Here is a 23811-nt window from a genome sequence, read left to right as displayed (position 1 = left end):
ACAGCTCATGTTATTTTGTTATAGTCCATGCGGCCGGAACGGTAAATGTAGAATCCGGTCAGCAAAATTATGTATACCAGCGCGTGGGCATAGGCGCGAAGCAGGGTTGACACCGGCAGCGTATCCGCATTCATCATTGCATCCATCACCGGAAATACGGGCGGCAGCAGCACCGGAACAACAGGTCCGGGCACCAGCTCAGCAACCTTGCTGGCGCTGATGGACAGAATGATTGTGATGAGCATCAAGCCGGCGGCGTAGCTGGTTCTGGACACCCACGAGGACTGCAGGTACAGGGAGACTACAATACCCAACATACCAAGTAGAGCATGTCCCGTAAAAGCAAGCAGGATCCGGTCCAGTCCGGCCGGTTCATTGAAACTCACGGTCACCACCGGATAGATGACAATGAAGAGATCCAGCAGCAAGGTGAGCAGGCCCAATGTAAGAATACCGCCGATACTGTAACGGCGGGCACTGCGGAGCTGGACGATAACCACCTGTTTCTGTACCGCATGCTCATGATTCAGAAAGCTTAACCCCAGCCAGCAGCAGGCTACAAATAGAAAGACTGCCGTAGCCGAGTAGCTGTTCATTACAGGATTAGGCTTATAGGAATACAAGATTAACACAGTTATAATAATGCCGGCAATTGGACCGAAATACCGCTGGGAGACACTGTAGCTGCGCAAAAAATATCTGATGAGAGCCTTCACCCGCATCCACTCCCGTTCTCTTCCTTCGGGTCCATCCACTCTGTTATACCGCTTAAGCCCCCAAGACGTTCAACCGAAACAATTGAACCGCCTGCTGCAAGAATCTGCTGCAGGCAAGTATCTGCCATCTTCTGGTCTACAGTCAATCCTGTACAGGCTGCACCTGCAGAATCCGGTACTGGATGCATATGGAGCACTCCAGGCAACGCCTTTACCGCCTGTTGTTCCACTGGCGGAAGGTCTGTGTAGACGATATGTACTGACGGCACCGTCCGCAGGTTCTCTGCTCCATGGATTGTCCGGATCATCCGCCCTTCCTGCAGTACATACACGGCATCCGCCAGAGCTTGTACGGTCTGAGGCTCGTGCACGGAGAAGACCAGTGCCGTCCCTTCCGACTTCAGCCTCTGCAGCAGTTCGGTCAGAGTATGCTGAGCCGGAAGATCCAGTCCAGACATGGGCTCGTCCAGAAGCAGAAGCTGCGGACGGATCAGCAGGCTCTGGATCAGATTGACCTTCTGCAGCATGCCCTTGGAGAAGCCTGCCAGGGGGTGGCTGCGGGACGCTCCCAGCTTAAAGATATCCAGAAGTTCGCTCACCCGCGATACCGCTGCCGCCCGGGAGAGCCCGGCAATACGGCACATGTCGTGCAGATAATCTTCTGCTGTTAATTTCAGTCCCGGAAACGCTTCGGGCGCATAACCCGTAGTCAGCCCTTGACGGCCGTATGTAAGTTCACCGGAGGACAGCCTCAGCAGTCCCGCGAGAATGGAGAGCAGAGTACTCTTGCCGGAGCCGTTCCTTCCGATGAGCGCCGTCGCCGTGCCAGGGTGGACAATCATTGATATTTCATGAAGAACCGGGCGGCCTCCATACCGCTTGGCTCCCCGGGTGAGTGTAATAAGCGGGCGTGCATCCGGATCTTCCGGCATATTAATTGTGTCTGTACTCTGAAGGAACATTCGTTTATAGCCTCCTTCAACTTACGCTAGGGCAACGGCCGCACGAAATGGCAGCCAAAGTTCTTTATTTACTACATTCGCCGGAAGCTTCCTTTTCTCCTTTTGGATTTCGCAGATTACTGAATATCGGATACAAAAAAACCAGACAGGTGCAGAATGATTCCCGCACCTGTCTGGCCCCTGCTTTTTTATAAGGAAGTGCTTAAAATCTGTATTATGCGTATACCTCAACAGCTCCGCTTACCAGTCTGCAGGCCATTGCCGCACTGCGGCAGGCATCAATGCATTTCTGGCAGTGTATATGCTCATGTCTGCTGCTCGTATCCGCACAGCGCTCACAGATATCAGCACATAACCGGAGAATCTCCACCACGAACGGGCTCTGGCGGGTCATTGCCTGGATGGCGAAAGAACACATATCAGCACATTCGCGGTCAAGCTGGATGGTCTCCCTTAGTGCTGCCAAATCATATTCTTTCAGGCTTGAGACATAGCTATAGTTACAGGCATCCATACATTTCATACAAGCATCAATGCATTCCTGATATTGAATTCGGGTCATAGCCTTAAACCTCCTGCAATTATTATAGGGTATGCCTATGTATTAACCTGCAAGAAAAGGAACGAACCAATCCCCCGGACTCAGGGGAAGGTATTACAGGCTTCTTTTGACGGCAGCCGGTCTTGCCAGCAGACGTTTCTCCAGCCGCAGAAGCTCTGTGCGCAGTTCGCTGGAAGAGAAATGTTCACCGATAAATACGGCGACATCAGGTACCTCGCCCTGGGGGGTGATTTTCATGAAATCCGCTTCCCTGTAAGCATATTGAAACAGAAACCGGCTCGAGGTGTCGTTAAAGGATACAATTCCCTTAGCCCGGTAGACGTCACGCGGTAGTTCCTTAACAAACCGTTCGAAGGCCTCGCTGTTCACCGGATTCTTGAAATAATGCGTGTATGCCATCACATGATCATGCGAAGCATGCATTTGCCTGGCATCTCCATCCTGTTTACTATGCTCCTTCTCTTCTGTTACACCACGTTCTTCCGAATAAACTCCACCGATATTGCCGAGCAGGGCTTCCGGCTCCAGCTCACAGCGTACAGCGGGCAGTATCTCTGCATACGCATTCCATTTGCGCAGCACCGCCGAGATCTCTTCAGCTTCCTCTGCACTGATCCGGTCTGTCTTATTCAGAATAAGCACGGAGGCGCAGCGGATCTGCTCCTGCATCAGGCGGTAGGTAGCCCCCTGCTGGGAACGGTACAGTTCTAACAGATGGGCCGCATCGACGACCGTGATCAGTCCTTTCAGCTCCACCTGCTGATAAAGTGAGGTTTCGGTAACAGCGTCCACAATCTCCAGCGGATTCGCTGCGCCTGTCGCTTCAATGACAACTACATCCGGTGATTCTTTTTTGACCAGAGTGGTCAGCTCTGTACTTAAATCGCCCCGGCTGGTACAGCAGATACAACCGCCCAGCATCTCTGCCATCGGCACAGACTGCTCTACCAGCAGACCATCCAGATTAACCTCGCCAAGCTCGTTCATGATGACCGCCGGCCGGAGGCCTTGCGTTTTCCAATGCTCCAGCAGACGCTGCAGTAATGTAGTCTTGCCGCTGCCGAGAAATCCCGACAATATGTAAACTGGTAATGTGTGTTCCAAGTTCAATCGCTCCCCGCAAAAATCAGTTATGGTAGCGAGTGTACTACAACGGACGGCTCTACGCAAGACATCTGCAGCTTCCGGGGTATCCGCCTGCTGCTGCCTGAACTTGTCTTTGCATGCCCCATCCCCTATCATGGGATTACAAGCCGTTCATAACACCATTAAGGAGCTGGTTCGCATGTCATCCGTTGAAGAACACCGGCGTGAAGCCCCCGATTCAGTAGCTTGCTATATCATTACGGTCTCGGACACCCGGACCATGGAGACCGATACCGGAGGACTGCTGATCCAGAATATGCTTGAAACAGCAGGCTATACGGTTTACGGCCGCACGATCATTAAGGATGATTATGAGGATATCCGTGAACTGGTCTACAAAAGCTCTGTTCATTCCGGCATCGAAGCTGTACTGCTGACCGGAGGAACAGGCATTTCCCCCCGGGATACCACTTATGAAGCTGTTGCTTCCTTGCTCGACAAGTCGATGCCGGGGTTTGGAGAGATTTTCCGGCTGCTCAGCTTTACCGAAGATATCGGATCCGCTGCCATGCTCAGCCGGGCCATTGCCGGTACAATCGGCAGCACAGCAGTCTTCTCCTTGCCCGGCTCTACAGGTGCAATCAAGCTTGCCATGGAGCGGCTGATCCTTCCTGAGCTGCGCCATGTCATGCGTGAGATCTATAAGCGCTCCTAAGTACGGATTGCTGCACCCTATGTATTATTTTATTGAAGGCAAACCCTGCAACCGCGTTTTTAACGAGGCGCGTTGCTTGCAGGTTTGCCTTTTTTGGCATGGATCAATAATGGCATTGACAACATCTGGAGATCTCCTTATACTATTGAACACTTTACGCGAAAGTGTTTTTTGATTAACTAAATGGTTAATCGGAAAGGAAAGAGATGAGCTCACTCCAACAATTGCAACGCAAGATCAAAACGGTTGCCTGTCCCTATCATGAAATGCTGTGCAGCCTGCATGTACTCCATCAGCCGGAGCATCACCCCAAACGCCTGCAGTGGGCCGTTGAGATGCTAAGTGTAATGCCTTCTTCGCTGGTTGAAGGGATACATACTATCGGCCGGTTAACCGACAGCTGGATGGGTCTTATGCTTACCGGGCGAAACGGAGCGTTCCCGTCAAGCCTTGCGGGCATCCGGCAGCTGAAAGCATTGCCTGATACAGAGCTTCTCCACGTGCTGCTGAACGGCAAGGTTTCTCTCGGCACCATTCTGGAGTGGCAGCATGGACTGCTGCCGGGAAACGGCGAGACCGGAGGTCAGCCAGATGAACCTGCCCGATACCTTTTGCAGCATTTGAATGAAGTACGCACACAGCTGTTCACAACACTGGAAACCTATGAACAGGACTACTTCCGCAAGGAGTGGGAGTATGTCCAGCCATGGATCCATACTGCAGCCGCAGAGTTTCAGGACTCGGTCTCCCGTTCTGCGGAGCGGGCGCTGAATTCCCTGCATCCCCGGCTGCACGCCGCTGAAGGAACCATCACTGCACAAAAGGCGGTCACTTATCATTTTGAATATGAACAATTACAGCTGATCTATGTACTTCCCTCCACCTTCATCTTCCCTCATCTGCTGATCGATTGGACCGGAGACAGGCTTGTGCTGCCGCTCGCTGTCGATATTCCCGGCCTGTCCTTCAGCGAAGCGCCTCCGGCGGATCTGCTGCGCCAGTTCAAGGGACTTGGCGATGCGACGCGCCTGCGCATACTGAAGCTGCTATGGCAAGCTCCGCACTGCACGAAGCAGCTTGCTCCCATAATGGGCATCTCGGAGGCAGCGGTATCGAAGCAGCTCAAGCTGCTGAGTGAATCCGGACTCGTAAGTTCGCAGCGCAAAGGGAACTATTTGTTTTACTCCAGTGACAAGGAGGCGTTCGACAGCTTGATTGTTCTGCAGAGGCAGTATTTTGAACAATGAAGCTGATCCCTGAATAAGGAGTTGTTCACACGTGTGGCAAACCGCAATTGCAACAGCGCTCAGGAACCAGAGAGCCAATCTCAGGGCTTTTCCCTGGAACTTCACTTTAGGGCATATTATTGAAGGGGCTTATCTGGTCCTGGTCTCTTATTTCTCGTATGTCTATTTAATACAAGGCGATTTAGATGACAGGTTCGCACTCTATACCGGAACCAATAACTATCTGGCTTTTGCCATCATTGGCGGTACTATGAATATTTTCTGCATCAGCATGATGATGAACGTATCGCGGGCGCAGATTACCGAATGGCGGGAAGGAACGCTTGAGGCGCTTCTGCTCTCCCCTTCAAGCCGGAATGGCTATTTTCTAGGAACAGCCGTTCAGCAATTTTACCGCAGCGGCATTGTGCTGATCACTGTACTGGCTTTTGGCATTCTGGCCGGACTGCGGCTCCCCTCTCCTCACCTGCTATCCGTGCTGTTAGGCGCATTGTTGTTTATTCTCTCTACCTATGCCATGGCGCTGGTGCTGGGCAGTGTAATGCTGTTCACACGTGATACATACATCGTACAGAATACACTATTTGCCGTAACTACCCTGCTCTGCGGTTTCCAGTTTCCAAGACAGTATCTCCCCCGTTCCCTGCAAAATGTAGCGGAGATCTTCCCGCTGACCTCCTCGCTTCAGCTTCTGCGCGGAGCACTGCTGACCAGTAACGCGGTATCATTTCCGGATATGCTGCCTGCACTGCTACTTAGCCTGGTCTATATTGTAGTTGGATTGTGGTGCACTAACCGGGTTGAACGCAGTTTATTCGAGAAATTCTAAACTCAGGAGGCTGATATTCAAGTGATCTGCATGAACGAGGTAACCAAAATCTATCAGACCAAACATAGACTCGGTCTGTTCCGCTCCGAAACCAGGATACAAGCGGCAGTCAAAGCGCTGACCCTGACCATTGCACCGGGTGAGGTTGTCGGATTGCTCGGGCTGAACGGGGCAGGCAAGACTACAACCATCCGCATGCTCTCAACCCTGCTTGATCCGACTTCAGGAAGTATAGAGGTGGATGGACTCTCCATGGCCGATAACCGGAAAGCTATCCAATCGAAGGTAAACATGATTCCCGGTGGTGAACGAATGCTGTACTGGCGGCTCACCGGCAGGGAGAATCTGGAGTATTTCGGCAGACTCTACGGTCTTAGCAGCACTGCAATCCGGATGGAAAGCACCCGGCTTCTGAATGAAGTCGGGCTGGCGGAAGCAGCTGACCAGCCTGTAGAGCAGTATTCCAAAGGGATGAAGCAGCGGCTCCAGATCGCCAGAGGATTGATTAATGACCCTGCCTACTTATTCCTGGATGAACCTACACTTGGACTCGATGCACCGATTGCCCGTCAATTGCGTGGCACGGTTCGGACGCTAGCCCAAGAGCAGGGTAAAGGTATTCTGCTGACCAGCCATTATCTTCAGGAGGTTGAAGAGCTATGTGACCGGGTATACGTACTTAGCCGCGGGGAACTTCTGCTGTGCGACAAGCCGGAGGCTATTGTCCGGCAGATTGCCGGTTCTCAATCTGCCCATCTCGAGGTAAGCGGATGGGATGAGCAGCTTCGTCCGCAGCTGGTGTCTCATCTGACTGAGCTTGGGCATCCCGCACAGCTGGTTGTCGGAGAGAATGCCGCCAGCCAGACTTCTTCCGGAGAAGATACAACGTACCGGATTTCTGTACAAACTCCGGTAGCTGATACGCTGATCACAGAGCTGCTCCCCTGGGTAAGTGAACACGGGCTGCGTATCCACAGTTTCTCCTGCGATAAACCAACGTTGGAGGATGCCATTATTCTGCTGTCGGAGGACCGGGCATCATGAGACCCGGTGGATTATGGACGACGATTGCCGCCGAGCTGTCCAAGCAGCACCGGAACCGCAGGAAAGGAAGGGCAACCTTCTTCTCCCTGCTATTCTGGCCTGCGCTCAGCTTCCTGACCTCCTATTACACCATGAAGCCCTACAGGACCGGGGAAGGCTCCGTCCTCTCGCGGATCATACCGGATGAACGCATTCCTTTGTTTTTGCTCAGCGGGTATCTGGTGTTCCAGCTGTTCTGGACGGTGGTTGAAGCTGCCTGGATTTTTGAGCAGGAACGCAAAGACGGTACTGTGGAGACGGTATTCCTTACACCTGCTCCCAAAATAGCCTTTCTGTACGGACGCTCCCTGTATTCGCTTATGCACGGAATCTGGATGTTCGCCGTCTTCTCCCTGCTGACCTTTGTATTTGTGTCTGATATTTCAAGCGTCAATTGGACGGCGCTGACGCTTGCGCTGCTGCTGATTATGGTTGCGGCCGTGGTCTGGGGTGCTCTGCTCAGCGCAGTGTCGCTGTTCTCCCGTGAATCTTCATTTCTCTACTATATCTTCCAGACACCGATGGAATTATTCGGCGGAGTACGGATCCCCCCAGCGGTCTTCCCGGCCTGGGCAACCGGACTCTCCACACTATTCCCGGTGACCTACAGCCTAATCCTGGTACGAGGAGCTTTGTACGGCACCATCGGGGCCACCTGGTGGTGGGCTCTTGGCATCCTGGCCGTGGGCAGCATAGTACTTGCGGGATGCACCCGTTATGTGCTGTACCGTGCGGAGCACCATGCCAGACTGAAAGGCAATTGGAGCTTGTTCTAACGCCGGCTTCACAGCCTATGGAAAATGGACTTCACCAAGAAAAAACAACCTTCCTCATAAAGAACCGCCCGCAGATTAATAGCAGCAGCGCTGCATTAATTCTGCGGGCGGTTTTTGGTTTTATTGACTATATCACTATCCAAAACTAACCCATGCATAAAGATCAATCCCTATAATGGTGAATATTAATTGATCTTTTAATGCTCGTATGTGCCCAAATGTTCCAGAAGTCCAGTGAAGAGGCTCTTTACCTTCTTCGAGTATTTCCCCTTCTCCTTGCCCATGGATGTATAGACGAGCGAGGTATTGTCCTTGTTGTAGATCTCTGTTCTGGCCCCGGAAGTTTCCGATACCTGCAATCCGCCATACCAATTTGCAATCCGGCTCACCCGCTCAGGCTTACTGCTGAATACATGCAGGGTAATATTCTGCGCTGGCTGGCTGTTAATCAGATACTGATAACTCGTGTTACCGCTGTTGTCTTCAGTAAATTTCTCATCCGTCAGCTTAATTTGTTCTCTGGCAAAAGCCTGATGCATCTCCTTGCGGAACCGGCCGTCCAGTCCCTTCCCTTGTGAAAGGGCCAGCATCGTACCATCCTGATAGGCTTGCGTCGTGTAGCTTCCCGCTTCCTTCTTGTCCTGCTCCCCGGAACAGCCCGCCAGCAGTGTCCCGGCAGTCAGTGCGGTAGCCAGCATGGCTGCTAATCTGCGCTTCATAGCCAAAAGCCCCCTTTTCCAAACACTCAGGTTCATTCCTGTTAGGTATAGGATGTCTGAGCGTGTGAAAAATATGCAAACCGCTGCCATTCACATCTGCGTGCTGTCCAGACCGAAGTACCGTTACCGTACAGGTGGATCTGTATGCACATCAATATCCGGGGCTGAGACTGACCAGCGGGTGAAGGTCACCTGAAGCCCTGGCCGGGTTGGTGCGCACAGGAACGGACCTGCCTGCTTGCCATTCTCATGAGCAAAACGTGCTACCCGGATCGTCCGCCAAGGATGATTCTCTGTTCTCGCCCTAAGGATAACCGCATCCTTCATCCGTGATGCACGTAGAGTCACCACCTCACCTGTCCATTCCGGAACTGGTGACAGCGACCAGTCTGAGTACGTATCCGTCACAACCGCGCCGATATGCGGCACGCCATCATTCAGTTCAATTCCGGCTTTGATCCATATGTCATCACTATGCCACAGCATTATTCCCGCCTGATCGTAGAGCCCTGTAAACCCGTCCAGTACAAAGCTGACCTCAACAGCTTCCGAGTCGTCCCAAGGTGCGAGCAGCGCATGCCCGTTGTCATGCTGGAAGCCGTACATCGTTTTTTGCCAATAATCACTGCCTTCTGCTGCTTCCACCACAAGCTTGCCAGAGATCTTTGTGCTGGACACCGGTTCGTTGCTCCATACTCCATCCTGCCACTCTACTATGCTCATTACAGGCTCACCTCTTCTTTCCGTTTTTTCATCATACTGTTGATCTGCTCAGAACTTAACATCATAACAATAATATACCCGATCATCACAAGCGGAAGAATCATAAAAGTGCTGCGGGCAGCTACCCACCCGAGAAGCGGAGGCAGAAAAGCACCGCCCGTATAAGCCAGTGCCATCTGGTAACCCATAATCTTCTGGGAATTCTCTTTCCCGAACCGGGCCGGTGTCTCATGCAGCATGCAAGGGAAGATCGGCGCCGAACCCAGACCAATCAGAATAAACGCAACCAGTGAATAGACAGCAGGCAGCGGCATAGCCAGCACCAGCGCACCTAGCAACGAAATCAGAAGACCGCCGCGGATCAGCGCACGGTTGCTGAATCTGAAGGTAATGAATCCGGTAATCAGCCGCCCAGCAGTGATTCCCCCGTAGTACAGCGACACCCAGCCAGCCGCCGTAGCTGGGGATACATCCTTGACATTCAAAAGGTAGCTGCTGCCCCATAAACCTACTGTCGCCTCAACACCACAATAGAACAGGAAGGTGATCATCGCCAGCTTTACTCCCTTAATCCGCAGCACATTACCGGAAGAAGCATTCGTAGCAGGCACTGCCACCAGCCCTTCCTGAACTTTTTCACCAGCTTGCGGACTGCTGCTCTTACCAGCTCTTTTCCATAACGGGAGACTTGCGAACAGCAGCACTACAAGGGCAAACTGGATCATGCTGACCATGAAGTACCCTTCTCTCCAGGATTCGCCGCCTGCAATATAACGCGACATAATGATCGGCCCGAGCATTGCCCCGACGCCCCAGAAGCAGTGTAGCCAGCTCATATGATGTGCTTTGTAATGGGTAGCCACATAGTTGTTCAGCCCTGTGTCGATCGAACCTGCACCGAGTCCCAGCGGCAAGGCCAGCACCGCTAGCCAGACTACAGAGGAAGAATAAGAGAAACCCAGCAGAGCCAGAGCGGTCACAGCCACGCTGATAAAAGTAACCATTCCTGTCCCGAACCGTTTCAGCACGCTGCTGCTGGCCAAACTTGATATAATTGTGCCTGCGACTACGATCATGGAGAGCAGTCCTGCTGTATCGACCGGTGCCCCATAATCAAGCCTCATCATCGGCCAGGCTGCGCCCAGCATGGAATCCGGCAGCCCCAAACTGATAAACGCCAAATATATAATAATTAAAAATACTGTTGCCATGTCAATATCCACCCTGTCCTTCAGATTTCGTCAGCTTCAGCCCCTGCTCCAAAGTCCCTAAGGTCTGCACAATCATACCCTGAATATAATCGGCGGCAAAATCTTCTGAGAGCAGCACCCGCGGAATAGCGGCGTCCGGCAGAAGGGCCCCGCATTTCTCCGCAAGCGCCTGCAGATGCCCTTCATTCAGGAAGCTCCCATACAAGATAACTGCATCCGGGTTCAGCACACTGCTGACAGCTACCGCCAGTCTGGCAATCGCATCAGTCAATTCTGCAAAGGAGGAGATCAGACGGGGATCTCCCCACGGAATGCCCAAGGGTATGTTGGCCACTTCTCCAGCAAAGCCCCGTTTGCCTTTATAGAGCTTACCGTTAATAAAGATCCCTGCCCCCGGTCCAAACCGGTCGGGAAAATACAGATAAATAACTGAACCTTCCTCCTCCTTCATTCTGCGGCAATACCCGATCACTGCAGCGTTGACATCATTCTCAATCACTACGGGTTTGCCGTAACGCTGCCTGAAATGCTCTGCCACCGGAACACCGAGCAGTGTATCATAATCGGACACAATCATTTTGCCATCCACTTCAGCACCAGGCAGTCCTAACCCTATTGCCTGTATAGCGGGGCACATCTGCAGCGAGCTGTCTATTACGGTTTCAAAAGCCGCTAGATCAACTCGCAGAACAGCCGTGTTGTCTTCAAACAGGCAGCGACCGGCAAGCGTAACGATGGTTCTGTGAATATAGATGACATTCTGTTCTTCATGTGTAAATACAATCAGTGCTAGAGCGAATTCTTCGTTATATATGTATTGCTGTGACGGTCTCCCGCCGCTTGAGGAAACCTGCCCACCCAGAGTTACCTCATTCCGCTCCATCAGAATCTGCAGTACGGTTCCTACAGTAACGATACTAAGCCCGGAATACTCGGCAATCTGACGCTTGGTCGCCTGCCCTCTTTCCTTCAGCACCTGCCGCACCAGATTAATATTTACTTCTCGAATGACCAGAGCGTTGCCGCCAATCTTCTGCATCTGCTTTCACCTCATTAATATAATACTTTATAAAAGTATTTAAATAAATAGACAAATTGAAAACTCCGGCTTCAGGAACGCTATAACGGTACGCACCTCCACCCAACGCTGCGGCGGTGAGTCCCTGCATATTATTATGCTTTGGACAGCCGTTATCGCTGGAATATCTTAAGACAGTGTTAAGGTTAGTCATATTTAACTGAAAGGCAAGGCAACTATAATGAACTTACGACCCCGAGGATATGATGAACAGGAAGAGAGGTGAACTCGTGAACAAAACGATTCTGGTTGTAGATGACGAGAAGGAAATCCGTGAGCTTCTACGGTTATATATCGAGAAGGACGGCTACTCCGTAATCCAGGCTGCTAACGGATTGGAGGCGCTTAAACGGGCTGCGTCCACACGGATTGATTTGGCGGTTATCGACATTATGATGCCTGAGCTTGACGGCTATCAGCTTATTAAAGGTCTGAGAGAACACAGTAATCTTCCTATTATTGTCGTCAGCGCCAAAACGGAAAATTACGAGAAAATTCTGGGGCTTGATCTTGGCGCAGACGATTATGTAACAAAGCCTTTTGACCCTTTGGAGGTTACTGCCCGGATCAAAGCTCAATTACGACGTTATGACGGAGGTGTGTCGGATCGAGAAGCGGATCTGCTGACGGCAGGCGCATTGTGTATGGATGTTTCGGCTTGCATTCTTAGCCTTGGCAACGGGGCAATTCCTCTTACAGCGACAGAATTTAACATAATGAAGCTGTTTATGCAAAGTCCCGGTCGTGTATACACCAAACAGCAGATTTATGAGGCTGCATGGCAGGAGACCGCCATCGTAGACGACAATACAGTGATGGTCGCCATCAGCAAGCTGCGCAGTAAACTTCCCGGAGGCGCGGTATCCATTGGAACTGTGCGGGGATTAGGTTATCGTCTGGAGGTGCGTACATGAAGAACAGACGCAGTTTCAAAAGAGTCATCATACACAGATTCATAGGTTACACCATCGGAATTGCACTAACGCTTCTGGTGTTGGAGTTTTTATTCAGTCTGTATACATTGAATAACGGGATGAATCTCTCGGAGCTGGCGTCTTCCCCTCTGGGCGAGGGGACAGAATCTCTTCAAATCACACTTTCAGTATTCTGGAATCTTATTACAGCTGGAGTATATCTGATTGGGATTGTCCTTTTTGGGCGCGGAATCAACAAGAGAATCATGGAACCCATTCAGAAAATGGAAGAAGGCTTCAAGGCAGTTACCGCCGGCCACCTGGACACTATACTAGACTTTGAAACAGAAACGGAATTTGGGGACATGCGGGACGCCTTCAACTATATGGCGCGAAAGCTGAAAGATTCCGAAGAACAGCGAATGACCATGGAAAATGAAAGGATGCGGCTTTTCTCGCACATTGCCCATGACTTAAAAACCCCCATGACGACGATTTCCGGATACGCTGGGGCTTTGGCAAGCGGTATGGTTGAGGAACCTGACAAACAGCGGGAATACCATCTGGCGATTCAAGCGAAATCCGGACAGATGAACCAATTAATTGACCAGTTGCTTTCCTATTCCAAGCTGGGTACGCCGAAGTACCGGTTAAATGTTGCCAAGGTTGACCTTGTAGAGCTGCTTCGCGCATCTTGTGCCGCTTTGTTCGGTGAAATCGAAAACAAGCTGATGAACTTGGAGCTGCGGTTGCCGGATCATCCATTATTTCATATGGCGGATTCGCTGGAAATTGCCAGGGCTATCAGCAATCTGCTGACCAACGCAATCCGCCATAATCCGAGCGGCAGCTTATTATACGTGGGGCTGAAGGAGGAATCCGGCTGTATCGAAATACATGTTGCCGATAACGGAACAACTATCCCCAAGACGATTGCCGGGAGTCTGTTCGAGCCTTTTGTATCCGGCAGTGATTCAAGAAGTACCAGCAGTGGAACAGGACTTGGGCTAGCCATTGTAAAAAAGGTGATGGAACACCATTCTGGTGAGGTCTTTGTATGGGACGCCCCCTCACCCTATACCAAGATGTTTGTCCTGTGTCTCCCCAAAGTTTCAAAGTTTCAAGACACAGAAAGACTGAGGGATGAAGATGTATCGTAAAATGATCAAAAATGATATACGCAAAAGCAAGCTGATTACCGCGATGATTACGGCATTTATCCTGATTGCCGCCATGCTGACTGCTTTGGCTGCATCGCTGACAGTAAACCTGTTCGGTGCTATCGACAATATGCTTCTTTCGGCAAAGGCGCCCCACTTCATGCAGATGCACACAGGCGATATTGATATGGAACAGTTGGGAAGCTTCGCGGACGCTAACGACAGCGTAGAGGACTATCAGGTGCTTAAGTTCCTTAACCTTGAAGGTGCGGACATTGTCATCGGGGACGGTTCCCTTGTCGGGAGCATACAGGATAACGGCCTTTCCGTACAGGGCGAGAAATTCGACTTCCTGCTTAACTTAAACGGTGAAATCATCCAGCCGGCCGACGGCGAAATCTATCTCCCCATCTATTACAGGCAGGCTGGAAACGCGGCACTTGGCAACAAGGTGATCATTCATGGCATTTCCTTTACCGTCGCAGGGTTTTTACGGGATTCTATCATGAACGCGGCGATGGTAAGCTCCAAACGGTTCCTTGTGAGCCAAGCGGATTTTGATAAAGTCCGTGATTTCGGACAGTTAGAGAACCTTATTGAGTTCCGGCTGGCGGAGGATGTTTCGTTCCCTGCTTTCGAGGCAGCCTATCTTAATGCGGGGCTTCCGTCGAACGGCCCCCCCGCGATCACTTACCCACAAGTAAAGATGATAAATGGCATTACAGATGGTATAACCATTGCCGTGTTGGTGTTGATAGGCACCCTCGTGATCATCGTGGCATTTTTGTGCATCCGGTTAACGCTTCTGGCTAAAATTGAAGAGGATTATAAGGAAATAGGCGTACTGAAGGCCATAGGGATACGGGTATCACAGATTAAAAAGCTTTACCTTGCGAAATACGGCGCTATCTCAGGGGTAGCCTGCGCGCTGGGTTATCTCGCCTCCCTGCCGCTCCAAATTCCTTTCATGCAAAATATCCGTCTATATATGGGAGAGAGCAGCAGCCCGTTACCCGGCCTGCTCTGCGGTCTTGCGGGGGCCACAGTTATCAGCGGGGTTGTCATGCTGTATGTGAACGGGGTGTTGCGGCGTTTCCGCAACATATCTGCAGCGCAGGCGGCGCGGTTCGGCTCAGCGCCGGAACAATCGAAACCTGCCAGAAGCTTCCGGCTGAGCAATAACAGGCTTTTTTCCCGGAATATCTTTCTTGGAATCAAAGATGTTCTTACCCGGAAAAAGCTGTATGTCACCCTGCTGATGGTGCTGGTCATATCCTCATTCATTATGATTGTACCGCACAATATCAGCAGCACTATTTCGGCGGAGCGCTTCATCACCTACATGGGGATGGGAATTAGCGATGTTAATATCGGGGTGATGCGGACACAGGTGGAGGACGTTACGGGGAAGGCGGCGGAAGTTGCTGATATGCTGGCGGCGGATAAGAATGTTGAAAAGTATGCATTGTTCACCGGCATAATGTTAGAGCGGATAGCGAACGACGGAACGATGGAGAAGCTGCGGGTGACGATTGGTGACTACTCCACCTATCCTATCACCTATTCCAAGGGCCATGCGCCGCAGTCAGAATCGGAAATCGCCCTTTCCGTCCTCAATGCCGAAGACCTTGAAACAGCCGTTGGGGATGACATCATTTTAATCGTTGACGGAGCAGAAAAGCATCTGACGGTGTGCGGGATTTACTCTGATGTCACGAGCGGTGGCCGAACGGCGCAAGCCACTTTTAACGTAAACAACAGAGAGGTATTGAGCGTTGGGCTGGCCGCCACGTTCCGTGACCGTAAGAGTGTACAGACAGCAATATCACAGTACAGGGAACAGTTGCCCTTCGCCAAGGTTACCGGCATCGACGAAAGCATTGGGCAGATGCTCGGATCTATACGGGATTCCATCAAAATGGCTTCCGTTGTCGCTGCCTTGGCAACCGTCCTGCTTACACTGCTGGTTACGGTGCTGTTTATGAAAATGCTGGTAGCGAAAGACCGATATCCCATCGCCATCCTAAAATCAATGGGCTTCACCTGTGCGGATATTCGCGGGCAGTATCTTACACGCTCCATAACCGTGCTGGCGCTGGGCGTCTTCATCGGAACGCTTCTGGCAAACACGCTGGGTGAGCTTGTGGGTGTAGCCATCGTCTCTTCCTTTGGCGCAGCAACCTTCCATTTCACGGTAGATCCATGGTTTGTCTATCTCGCCTCACCTCTGCTGATTACGGGTTGCGTCATCTACGCCACCATGCTGGGCGTCTCCGGCATCCGTACACTACAAATTTCCGAACATATTAAGGAGACTTAACCTTATGAATAACATTATCACAGGCAAAAATATCGTGAAAACCTTTGGCAAGGGCAAGGAGCAGGTCACGGCATTGAACGGAGTAACAGTGGAAATAGCAAAAGGCGAGTTTGTTGCCGTGATGGGGCCGTCAGGTTCGGGGAAATCCACACTGTTGTTCGCGCTTAGCGGCATGGATGAGATTACAGGCGGATCGGTGAAATTTGGCCATACCGAACTATCTAAACTCCGCGAAAACGCGCTTGCAGATATTCGCCGGACAAAGATGGGCTTTGTCTTTCAGCAGCCCACTATGCTGAGAAATTTAAATCTGTTGGATAATATTATTCTCCCCGCCGTGCATAAGGGCTACAAGGATACAGCGGAAATCTCACAAAAGGCCAAAGCCCTAATGAAGAAAACGGGGATTTCCGGTTTAGAAGGCAGGGATATCACAGAGGTATCGGGTGGCCAGCTCCAGCGGGCCGGCATCTGCCGCGCCTTGATGAATGCGCCGGAGATACTCTTTGCCGACGAACCGACCGGCGCGCTCAACACAAAGTCAGCGGATGAAATCATGGGGCTGCTGGTGGTTATTAATCAAGAGGGCACAGCCATATTGCTTGTGACCCACGATGCGAAAGTCGCGGCCAGGGCTGACAGGGTTCTGTTTACGAAAGACGGAAGTATCGTTTCCGAACTACCGCTACCAAAGTTCAGCGGCACGGATATGGAGGCGAGAGGGGACAAGGTACTCGCCCGGATGGCGGCTGTGGGTATTTAAATAGCCCGGCAGAGAATCTCTGCCGGGCGGGTATGAATGATGGCTAATTATAGTGGTGCTTAGGTTAAGCCTTACAAATCCGGATGCTCATGTTTCGCTTTGAGACGGCTCCAGCGGCGCTGTACCTCATTCTCGAAGCTACGCAGTGCAGGCTCGTTCTCCGGCTTCAGCAGATGGCGCGTTTTGCCCATAGTCTTCAGCCATGCGGAGACTTCAATCCGTTTCTCCTTGTCTTCCGGGTTATACGTGATGTTGGTCATGCCCTGCTCTACTTCATAGAGCGGGAAGAAGCAGGACTCAACGGCCAGGGAGACGATATCTGTACCGTCTTTGTCTTCACTCATCCAGTTGAGCGGACAGGCGATCAGAATCTTGCCATAGACGAGACCTTCATTCTGAGCATACCACTGAGCCTTCGCAGCCTTCTTCAGCAGATCCTGCGGGTAAGCTTCACAACCGGTGAAGACATAAGGGATATTGGTCGCAGCCATAATCTGTGCAGTGTCCTTATGCTGGGTCAGCTTGCCCTGCTGGGTTTTGCCGATGCTCGAAGTCGAAGTACGGTGTCCGAGCGGTGTGGAATAGGACTGCTGTGCACCTGTATTCATGTAGCCCTCGTTATCGTATTCCACGATAATCATCTTGTGGCCGCGCAGCGCAGCGCCAATCGCCGGACCCATACCAATGTCCATACCACCGTCACCGGTTACCATAACGAAGGTGAAGTCATCCTGCAGCCCCAGGCCGTCCAGCTCGCCGCGGCGTTTGCGTTCCCAGAACATTTCGACCACACCGGACAGCGTAGCTGCACCGTTCTGGAAGAGGTTGTGGATGAACGTTGATTTATGTGACGAATAAGGATAGCCGGTAGTTGTAACCATGGCACAGCCGGTGTGATACAGCGCTACGATATCCCCTTCAATCCCTTTGAAGAACAGCTCCAGGCCGGAGAAAATACCACAGCCCGGACATGCGCCATGTCCCGGAGACAGACGTCTTGGCTTCTTCATCAGGGAGCGGATCGGCGGAATCTTCACGGCCAGCTTACCTGTTTCTTCATTCTTGTTCACCGTAATCAGTCCGGTCTTCAACAGATCAAAGTTCATCGGCTTCAGCAGACGCTTAGGCGCATTCTCCGGCGCTCCCGGATTATGTCCGTAGTAATCAAACGGCACTTCTACGCGGTCCGCTACCACGGCATCCATTGCGAGCTGGAAGAAGTGATGGCCGTCTTCAGCATAGAAGTCTTTACCACCCAGTCCGTAGATACGGCTGATTACCTTAGTGGTAGTGTTGCCGTAGGTGAACAATGCAGCCTTAATTTCGTTAACCATATTGCCGCCGTGTCCGCCGACGGAATCCGCACGGTCACCTACAGTAATGGCTTTGACATTCTTCAGCGCTTCAGCAATCTGCTTCTGCGGGAACGGGCGGATCATATTCGGGGAGATCGCTCCCGCTTTGATTCCTTGCAGACGCAGCTGGTCAACTACATCCTTGATAATCTCCGAAGCGGAGTTCATCAGGAATACGGCCACATCGGCATCCTCCATCCGGTACTGCTCGATCATGGGATAATGGCGGCCTGTCAGCACAGCGAATTCCGCTGCGATCTCTTCAAACACGTCACCGGCATTGTACATGGCTACCGACTGCTGATAACGGTTGTTGATATAATCCGGTTCGTTCATATAAGGACCTACAGTAACTGGGTTATTGCGGTCCAGCGTATCTGTGAAGCCAACTGGCGGCTGCTCGCCTACGAACTTGTGAACATCCTCGCGGTGGGCAAAAGCCTGCACACGGCGCTTCTGGTGAGAGGTGAAATAACCGTCGGAAGCAACCATAACCGGAAGGCGGACCTTGGCATGCTCCGCAAGCTTCAATGCCATCAGATTCATATCATATACGGACTGCGGATCACGGCACATCATGATCGGCCAGCCGGTGTTCAGGGCGAAATACAAGTCGGAATGGTCACCGTGAATATTCAGCGGACCCGAGATCGAACGGCAGATCAGGTTCATAACCATAGGCATCCGCGTACCTGCTTGTACAGGCAACTGCTCCAGCATGAACATGTACCCTTGAGCACTGGTAGCATTGAACACACGGCCGCCTGCTGTTGAAGCGCCGTAACAGATCCCGGCGGAGCTGTGCTCCCCATCGGAAGGCACCAGCATAATATCATGCTGGCCGCTGGCTTTCATGGTATCGAGGAACTGGGCAACCTCCGTCGACGGCGAGATCGGGAAATACCCCATAACATGATAGTTAATCTGATGGGCGGCATAAGCAGCCATTTCATTGCCTGATTCATATAGGAATTTCTGCTCCACTTTTGCGGAGCCTACTTCTTTTTCATAATCAATAGCCACAATTCATTCCACCTTTCTTCCGAAATTTAGACTTGAGTAACCAGATCAAACGTATGCTTCACGGTATGGCTGTCTGCATAGCCTTCCTTCTCCCGGGTGCTGGAGAGCGCCGAGGTCGGGCAGGCGCCGATGCATTTCAGGCAGCCTTTGCAATATTGATAGTCAATGCCGAGCAGGAACATCTGTGAACGGCCCTTGCGGTCCAGCCGTTCTTCCCATACGAAGCATTGATCCGGACATACCGTGTCACACTGTGCGCAGTTGATGCAGGACTCATTCTCGTAGACCGGAAGCATACCGGAACGGGAGATGCTGAGGTTCTTCAGGAAACTGCCGCCCGGGTTCGTGATGGTGCCGCCTATCGGCTGAGTCTCGTAGCCGAGAGCGGAAATATCGGAGCGGACATACACCGGCATGCTGTCGCCGGCAGCCAGCTCGAAATGCAGGAATTTCACTTCATTATAGCCACGGTCAAAGGTCGTAATGGCCGACTGGACCGCCTGCGGATATTTCTTGCCGAGCGATTTCTCAATAACGCCCTTCATAATATCGGTATCCAGGAACGGACAGAGCCGGAACAGCGCGCCAAGCATCGCCATATTCACCCGGTTCTTCTCTTTCAGCGCGATGCTGGTGGCATCGATTACTGCAATCGTACCGGCCTTCATCTTCAGCAGTTCTTTGAGTTCTTCCGGCGTCTTGGCCGAGTTCACAAGAACGGTACTGTGTTCATGAATTCCGCTGGTTACGTTAACGGTCTTGGCAAGCGCTTCGTGAAAAACACCTACAACATGCGGACGTTCTACCGGGGAGGTATCACGGATATGAGTGTCCATATCGCAGAAACGGATATGAGCTTTAACCGCCGACCCCTTCTTTTCCGAACCATACGATGAAAAACTGACGCCATTGAGTCCTGCGCCGACTACACCCGCTTCTGCGAGCATCTTACCGGCAAGGTTCGCACCCAGGCCTCCAATAGATTCGAGACGAATCTCAAAGAAACCGAGCTCATTTACTTTTGGCAATTGTACCACCGACATAACCCCTTTCTTAGTGTCAAGAAGAATAACATCCTTTTGACTTTTTCAACGATTGTAACTTGAAATTGTAAGCCGCGAAGTGACATATCTTGCATTTTCCACGCTTTGGGAATCACAATTCTTTATGGATTTCAATGGATTTCTTTATACGCGACAGCGCGGCGTTACTTCAATAGAAGGTAATCTGCCATAAAAACGACAAATTGTGAAAATTGTGTGTAATTCCGCGTTTTCCCAAGGATGAAGTGGAACCAATGTCACCCTTAATTTAGCAATAAAATTAAAAATTAAGATGTTAAATTTATCACAGATTTCATGATAAATGTCACAGGCGCCCATTACCAAAAAAGACGAAACCCGTGATCAGAGATCACCCGGATTTCGTCTTTGGATCATATCAAGAATAAAAACGCTTAGTAAGTCCACCAGTTACCGGACATTACGATCATTGAGAACAGCTTAATGCTGTCTTCATAATAATCCTCTGCCGCGCTGCCTGACGTATGGCTCCAGAGTGAATTCAGCCAGCTCTGGTTGCCTGATGAAGTCATCGCACTTACGCCGAACGGAGCATAGAACGCGCCGCTGTTGTAGCTGCCGAAAGTGGTTCCGTTCAGCTTGTAGCCGTCCTTGATGTTGCCCGGAGTACTGCTTACCTTAGTCTTGATCCAGCTGTTCAGCTGATTCAGCTGGGACAAGGCACGGTTATCGCCTGTGAGCAAATAATCGGTGGTAATCCGCCACGGGGTACGGCATGAATTGTAGTTATAATTGCCGTCGTTGGCATCCTCCAGGAAATTCGCTGCGGCCGGTTTATAGGTGTTACTGGAGTAGACTACGAAATCTGGCAGCAGACCGGTGGTAGAGCTATAACCGGTATAGAGGTTGTTAATAATCGTATAAGTCTTATCCGTTACATTCTGCCAGCGGGCATCGCCGGTAGCGGACTGGAAGGCCTTCAAATGGCTGAACATGAAATCGGAAGGACGGGTTGCTGTATTGTATGAACCGCTGTTCGCCCAGTCCCCCAGGCGGATGGTCCACTGGGTCTGATTGATCTCATTATCCATGATTGCATTAATGATGTTAGTAGCTGCCTGCAAATAGTTGATCGTCCCGCTGCTTCCCCATTGTCTGTGAGCCAGCAGCAGCGAGTACGCAATATCCATATCACCATCCGTTGCGGAATCCTCGCCTTCGATATTCTGGAAGCTGCTGTTCTGTTTCCAGGACATCAGATAAGGATTGATGGAGCTTGGATGTGCTGTGTAATAATTGTAGAGTCCATTATAGTAGTTCTGCGCATTGGTGTCGTAACCGGCCATCAGGACAGTGAACAGCATGCCGTAGCCATGCGCTTCAGAGACGGTCTCCCCGTCTGAATTATATTTAACATAATATTTGCCTGTCCCGGCCGGTTTGAGATATGCACCCTTCCAGGCATCCCATTTGGTCTTAACCGCATTATCCATAACCGTCTGCGTAACATTATTCGGTTTGATGGTTCCGGCCGTATAGGTCGTATGCTGCGGGAACGGTTTGTTCACTGCGGCGAAAGCGGACCCGGCAGGCAGGATAAAGAGCGCCAGACAAAGAAGCATCAGACTTTTCCAGTGCAGCTTGCGTTTCCCTTGCTTATTCATAACGCATTCACTCCTCATGATTTGGTCGATATGGCTTCGAATCCATTGCAATCACAAACGAACTGCCTTAGGAAAAGCTCACCCCCTCACATGGAGTATCCGCCCAACTGTCTGCCGGGCTAAAGTTAAAGCGCTTTAACTTTAGCTCCAAAAAAATAACCATTTCTGTAAAAATTGTATTTAAGAACATATTTAATATATTATTCCAGAGACTTCGTGTCAATGAGCATATGGTCCTGCGTATTACGTGTCTATGAAGATATACGCAGCGGGCAGGGGGATGAGCCTGCCTGTCTTCTGCCCACACCCCGGCAAAAAAGCCCTCCCGGTCGTGGATTATCCACCGGCCGAGAGGGCTAAGTTAATTGAGTATATTTCTATATAACAATCAGGCTATTCCACATCCGTCATCATATGCTCCGCGATCAGCTGCTGCTTGCGGTTCCACAGCTGCTCGCTGAGATTCACGCGGAATACTTCAGGGTTCAGCTTACGCAGGTACTCCGGCCAGAACAGATCAAGCTGCTCCTGATGGTAGCGGCGGATCTCGTTCAGATCCGGCAGCTGATAGACCTGGAAGCCGTTCACTACAATCGGCTCCAGCATTGGCAGCGCTTCATAGTGCTCCACATGTTTTCTCATATAAGGATGCAGCGGATTGAACAGCTTGAGCCGGACACCGTTACGCGGCGCCTCTTCCCCGGAGAAGCTGATGTAATCTGCCAGGGCTTTACCGTTCTGCCCGATAATGCGGTAAACGGACTTTTTGCCGGGAGTCGATACCTTCTCGGGATTAGAGGAAATCTTGATCGTTGGAATCATCTCTCCGCTTGGAGATTCAATCTCGACCAGCTTGTATACTCCGCCTAGAGAAGGCTGATCGGAAGCTGTAATCAGCTGGGTTCCGACCCCCCACGTATCAATAGCCGCCCCTTGCGACTTCAAGTTCATGATCGTGTTCTCATCCAGGTCATTGGAGGCAACGATCTTCACATACTGCAGGCCGGCTTCATCGAGCATTTGCCGGGCTTTGCGGGATAAATAGGCTAAGTCACCGCTGTCGAGCCGGATGCCGTTCATCCGTTTGCCCTGCGCCTCCAGCTTCTTGGCGGTGTTAATCGCATTCGGCACACCGCTGCGCAGGGTATCGAAGGTATCGACCAGCAGGGTAACGCCGTCCGGCATTACTCTCGCGTAAGCGTCGAAGGCTTCCTGTTCGCTCGGGAAGCTCTGCACCCAGGAATGGGCATGGGTGCCCTTCGTAGGAATGCCGAACATTTTGCCGGCCAGCATGTTGGAGGTCGCATGGAAGCCGCCCACATACGCTGCCCGGGCACCCCATACGGCCGCATCTGCTTCCTGCGCACGCCGCGTTCCGAACTCAAGTAGCGTATCATTCGGAGCCACTTGCTTGATCCGGGAAGCTTTGGTCGCAATCAGGGTCTGGTAGTTCATGAAGTTCAGGATGGCTGTCTCCACCAGCTGAGCCTCCATAATCGTGCCTTCCACGCGGATCAGCGGCTCATCCGGGAAGACAAGCGCGCCTTCCTTCATCGAATGTATGCTGCCCTGGAAATGGAACTGCAGCAGCTCCTCCAGAAACGCCGGTGCATAATTCTCCTCCTGCTCCGACAAGTAGCGGATATCATCCTCTGTGAACCGCAGTTCAGCAATATACTGGGCAATCCGCTCCAGGCCTGCAAATACCGCGAACCCGTTGCCGAACGGCAGCTTGCGGAAATAAGCTTCAAATACAGCCCGGCGTTTGTGCGTGCCGTTAACCCAATGGGCGTACATCATATTAATCTGGTATTTGTCTGTATGTAGAGCAAGTTCTCTCCTCAAGTCCTCATCTCCTAATAGTTGCACTGCTGTAGCGGGAT

Annotated in this window: 21 protein-coding genes; 9 read left to right on the top strand and 12 right to left on the bottom strand. The window is 51.5% G+C overall.

Annotated features, from left to right (window positions below; all coding sequences use genetic code 11):
* Window positions 1-5: 5 nt before the first annotated feature.
* The 4 genes from MKX70_RS20315 to MKX70_RS20300 form a co-directional block, all read right to left on the bottom strand.
* Window positions 6-716: a hypothetical protein gene (locus MKX70_RS20315; protein ID WP_340840608.1), complete on the bottom strand. Its 711-nt coding sequence runs from the start codon at window positions 714-716 to the stop codon at window positions 6-8.
* Entirely contained in the window at window positions 713-1678 is a 966-nt protein-coding gene (locus MKX70_RS20310) for an ABC transporter ATP-binding protein (RefSeq protein WP_340840607.1), read from the bottom strand. Before MKX70_RS20310 ends, MKX70_RS20315 begins: the two co-directional genes overlap by 4 nt.
* Window positions 1679-1892: 214 nt before the next feature.
* Entirely contained in the window at window positions 1893-2240 is a 348-nt protein-coding gene (locus MKX70_RS20305) for a four-helix bundle copper-binding protein (RefSeq protein ID WP_042236968.1), read from the bottom strand.
* A gap of 93 nt (window positions 2241-2333) precedes the next feature.
* Entirely contained in the window at window positions 2334-3344 is a 1011-nt protein-coding gene (locus MKX70_RS20300; protein ID WP_340840606.1) for a CobW family GTP-binding protein, read from the bottom strand.
* Between the two features lie 181 nt (window positions 3345-3525).
* Between MKX70_RS20300 and MKX70_RS20295 the strand changes: the two genes are divergently transcribed.
* The 5 genes from MKX70_RS20295 (at window position 3526) to MKX70_RS20275 (ending at window position 7976) form a co-directional block, all read left to right on the top strand.
* Window positions 3526-4041, top strand: a complete 516-nt coding sequence (locus tag MKX70_RS20295; RefSeq protein ID WP_042236973.1) for a MogA/MoaB family molybdenum cofactor biosynthesis protein — start codon at window positions 3526-3528, stop codon at window positions 4039-4041.
* Window positions 4042-4247: 206 nt separating this feature from the next.
* Window positions 4248-5288: an ArsR/SmtB family transcription factor gene (locus MKX70_RS20290; protein WP_340785575.1), complete on the top strand. Its 1041-nt coding sequence runs from the start codon at window positions 4248-4250 to the stop codon at window positions 5286-5288.
* 31 nt (window positions 5289-5319) lie between these two features.
* The gene (locus tag MKX70_RS20285) at window positions 5320-6117 is read left to right on the top strand and encodes an ABC transporter permease (protein ID WP_042236977.1); all 798 of its coding nucleotides are present in this window, start codon (window positions 5320-5322) and stop codon (window positions 6115-6117) included.
* A gap of 21 nt (window positions 6118-6138) precedes the next feature.
* Entirely contained in the window at window positions 6139-7161 is a 1023-nt protein-coding gene (locus MKX70_RS20280; RefSeq protein WP_442950490.1) for an ABC transporter ATP-binding protein, read from the top strand.
* A complete protein-coding gene (locus MKX70_RS20275; protein WP_340840605.1) occupies window positions 7158-7976 on the top strand; it encodes an ABC transporter permease in 819 nt (272 codons plus the stop codon). The genes MKX70_RS20280 and MKX70_RS20275 overlap by 4 nt, the downstream gene beginning before the upstream one ends.
* Before the next feature lie 197 nt (window positions 7977-8173).
* On the opposite strand, the gene MKX70_RS20270 is transcribed toward MKX70_RS20275, so the two are convergent.
* The 4 genes from MKX70_RS20270 to MKX70_RS20255 form a co-directional block, all read right to left on the bottom strand.
* Window positions 8174-8695 (bottom strand): hypothetical protein, encoded by a 522-nt coding sequence (locus MKX70_RS20270; protein ID WP_340840604.1) that lies wholly within the window; start codon window positions 8693-8695, stop codon window positions 8174-8176.
* Window positions 8696-8818: 123 nt separating this feature from the next.
* A complete protein-coding gene (locus tag MKX70_RS20265) occupies window positions 8819-9418 on the bottom strand; it encodes a DUF1349 domain-containing protein (protein ID WP_042236985.1) in 600 nt (199 codons plus the stop codon).
* The gene (locus MKX70_RS20260) at window positions 9418-10629 is read right to left on the bottom strand and encodes an MFS transporter (protein ID WP_340840603.1); all 1212 of its coding nucleotides are present in this window, start codon (window positions 10627-10629) and stop codon (window positions 9418-9420) included. The genes MKX70_RS20265 and MKX70_RS20260 overlap by 1 nt, the downstream gene beginning before the upstream one ends.
* A gap of 1 nt (window position 10630) precedes the next feature.
* Window positions 10631-11668 carry an ROK family transcriptional regulator gene (locus tag MKX70_RS20255; RefSeq protein WP_340840602.1) on the bottom strand — a complete coding sequence of 346 codons (1038 nt, stop codon included), beginning with the start codon at window positions 11666-11668 and terminating at the stop codon, window positions 10631-10633.
* A gap of 269 nt (window positions 11669-11937) precedes the next feature.
* On the opposite strand from MKX70_RS20255, the gene MKX70_RS20250 reads away from it, so the two are divergent.
* Genes MKX70_RS20250 through MKX70_RS20235 form a run of 4 tightly spaced genes read left to right on the top strand, consistent with a single transcriptional unit; the run spans window position 11938 to window position 16864 of the window.
* Complete coding sequence (locus MKX70_RS20250) at window positions 11938-12621, top strand: response regulator transcription factor (RefSeq protein WP_340840601.1); 684 nt, start codon at window positions 11938-11940, stop codon at window positions 12619-12621.
* A complete protein-coding gene (locus tag MKX70_RS20245) occupies window positions 12618-13781 on the top strand; it encodes a sensor histidine kinase (RefSeq protein WP_340840600.1) in 1164 nt (387 codons plus the stop codon). Before MKX70_RS20250 ends, MKX70_RS20245 begins: the two co-directional genes overlap by 4 nt.
* Complete coding sequence (locus MKX70_RS20240; RefSeq protein WP_340840599.1) at window positions 13771-16101, top strand: ABC transporter permease; 2331 nt, start codon at window positions 13771-13773, stop codon at window positions 16099-16101. Before MKX70_RS20245 ends, MKX70_RS20240 begins: the two co-directional genes overlap by 11 nt.
* 4 nt (window positions 16102-16105) lie before the next feature.
* The gene (locus MKX70_RS20235; protein WP_340840598.1) at window positions 16106-16864 is read left to right on the top strand and encodes an ABC transporter ATP-binding protein; all 759 of its coding nucleotides are present in this window, start codon (window positions 16106-16108) and stop codon (window positions 16862-16864) included.
* A gap of 71 nt (window positions 16865-16935) precedes the next feature.
* Here the strand turns inward: MKX70_RS20235 and MKX70_RS20230 are convergent, their stop codons facing one another.
* The 4 genes from MKX70_RS20230 to MKX70_RS20215 all read right to left on the bottom strand — a co-directional run bounded on the left by MKX70_RS20230 (window position 16936) and on the right by MKX70_RS20215 (window position 23773).
* On the bottom strand, window positions 16936-19242 hold the full coding sequence (locus MKX70_RS20230) for a thiamine pyrophosphate-dependent enzyme (RefSeq protein WP_340840597.1): 2307 nt from the start codon (window positions 19240-19242) through the stop codon (window positions 16936-16938).
* A 26-nt stretch (window positions 19243-19268) separates the two neighbouring features.
* Window positions 19269-20279, bottom strand: coding sequence for a 2-oxoacid:acceptor oxidoreductase family protein (locus MKX70_RS20225; protein ID WP_042236998.1), 1011 nt, complete (start codon window positions 20277-20279; stop codon window positions 19269-19271).
* Window positions 20280-20698: 419 nt separating this feature from the next.
* A complete protein-coding gene (locus MKX70_RS20220; RefSeq protein WP_340840596.1) occupies window positions 20699-21928 on the bottom strand; it encodes a glycosyl hydrolase family 8 in 1230 nt (409 codons plus the stop codon).
* 393 nt (window positions 21929-22321) lie between these two features.
* Entirely contained in the window at window positions 22322-23773 is a 1452-nt protein-coding gene (locus tag MKX70_RS20215; protein WP_340840595.1) for a nicotinate phosphoribosyltransferase, read from the bottom strand.
* Window positions 23774-23811 lie beyond the last annotated feature (38 nt).

The sequence above is a fragment of the Paenibacillus sp. FSL R7-0312 genome (assembly GCF_038004445.1).
Classification (GTDB): Bacteria; Bacillota; Bacilli; order Paenibacillales; family Paenibacillaceae; genus Paenibacillus_AQ.
The sequence above is the reverse complement of the archived record's forward strand: the minus strand, read 5'-3'. Positions and strand labels throughout refer to the sequence as shown.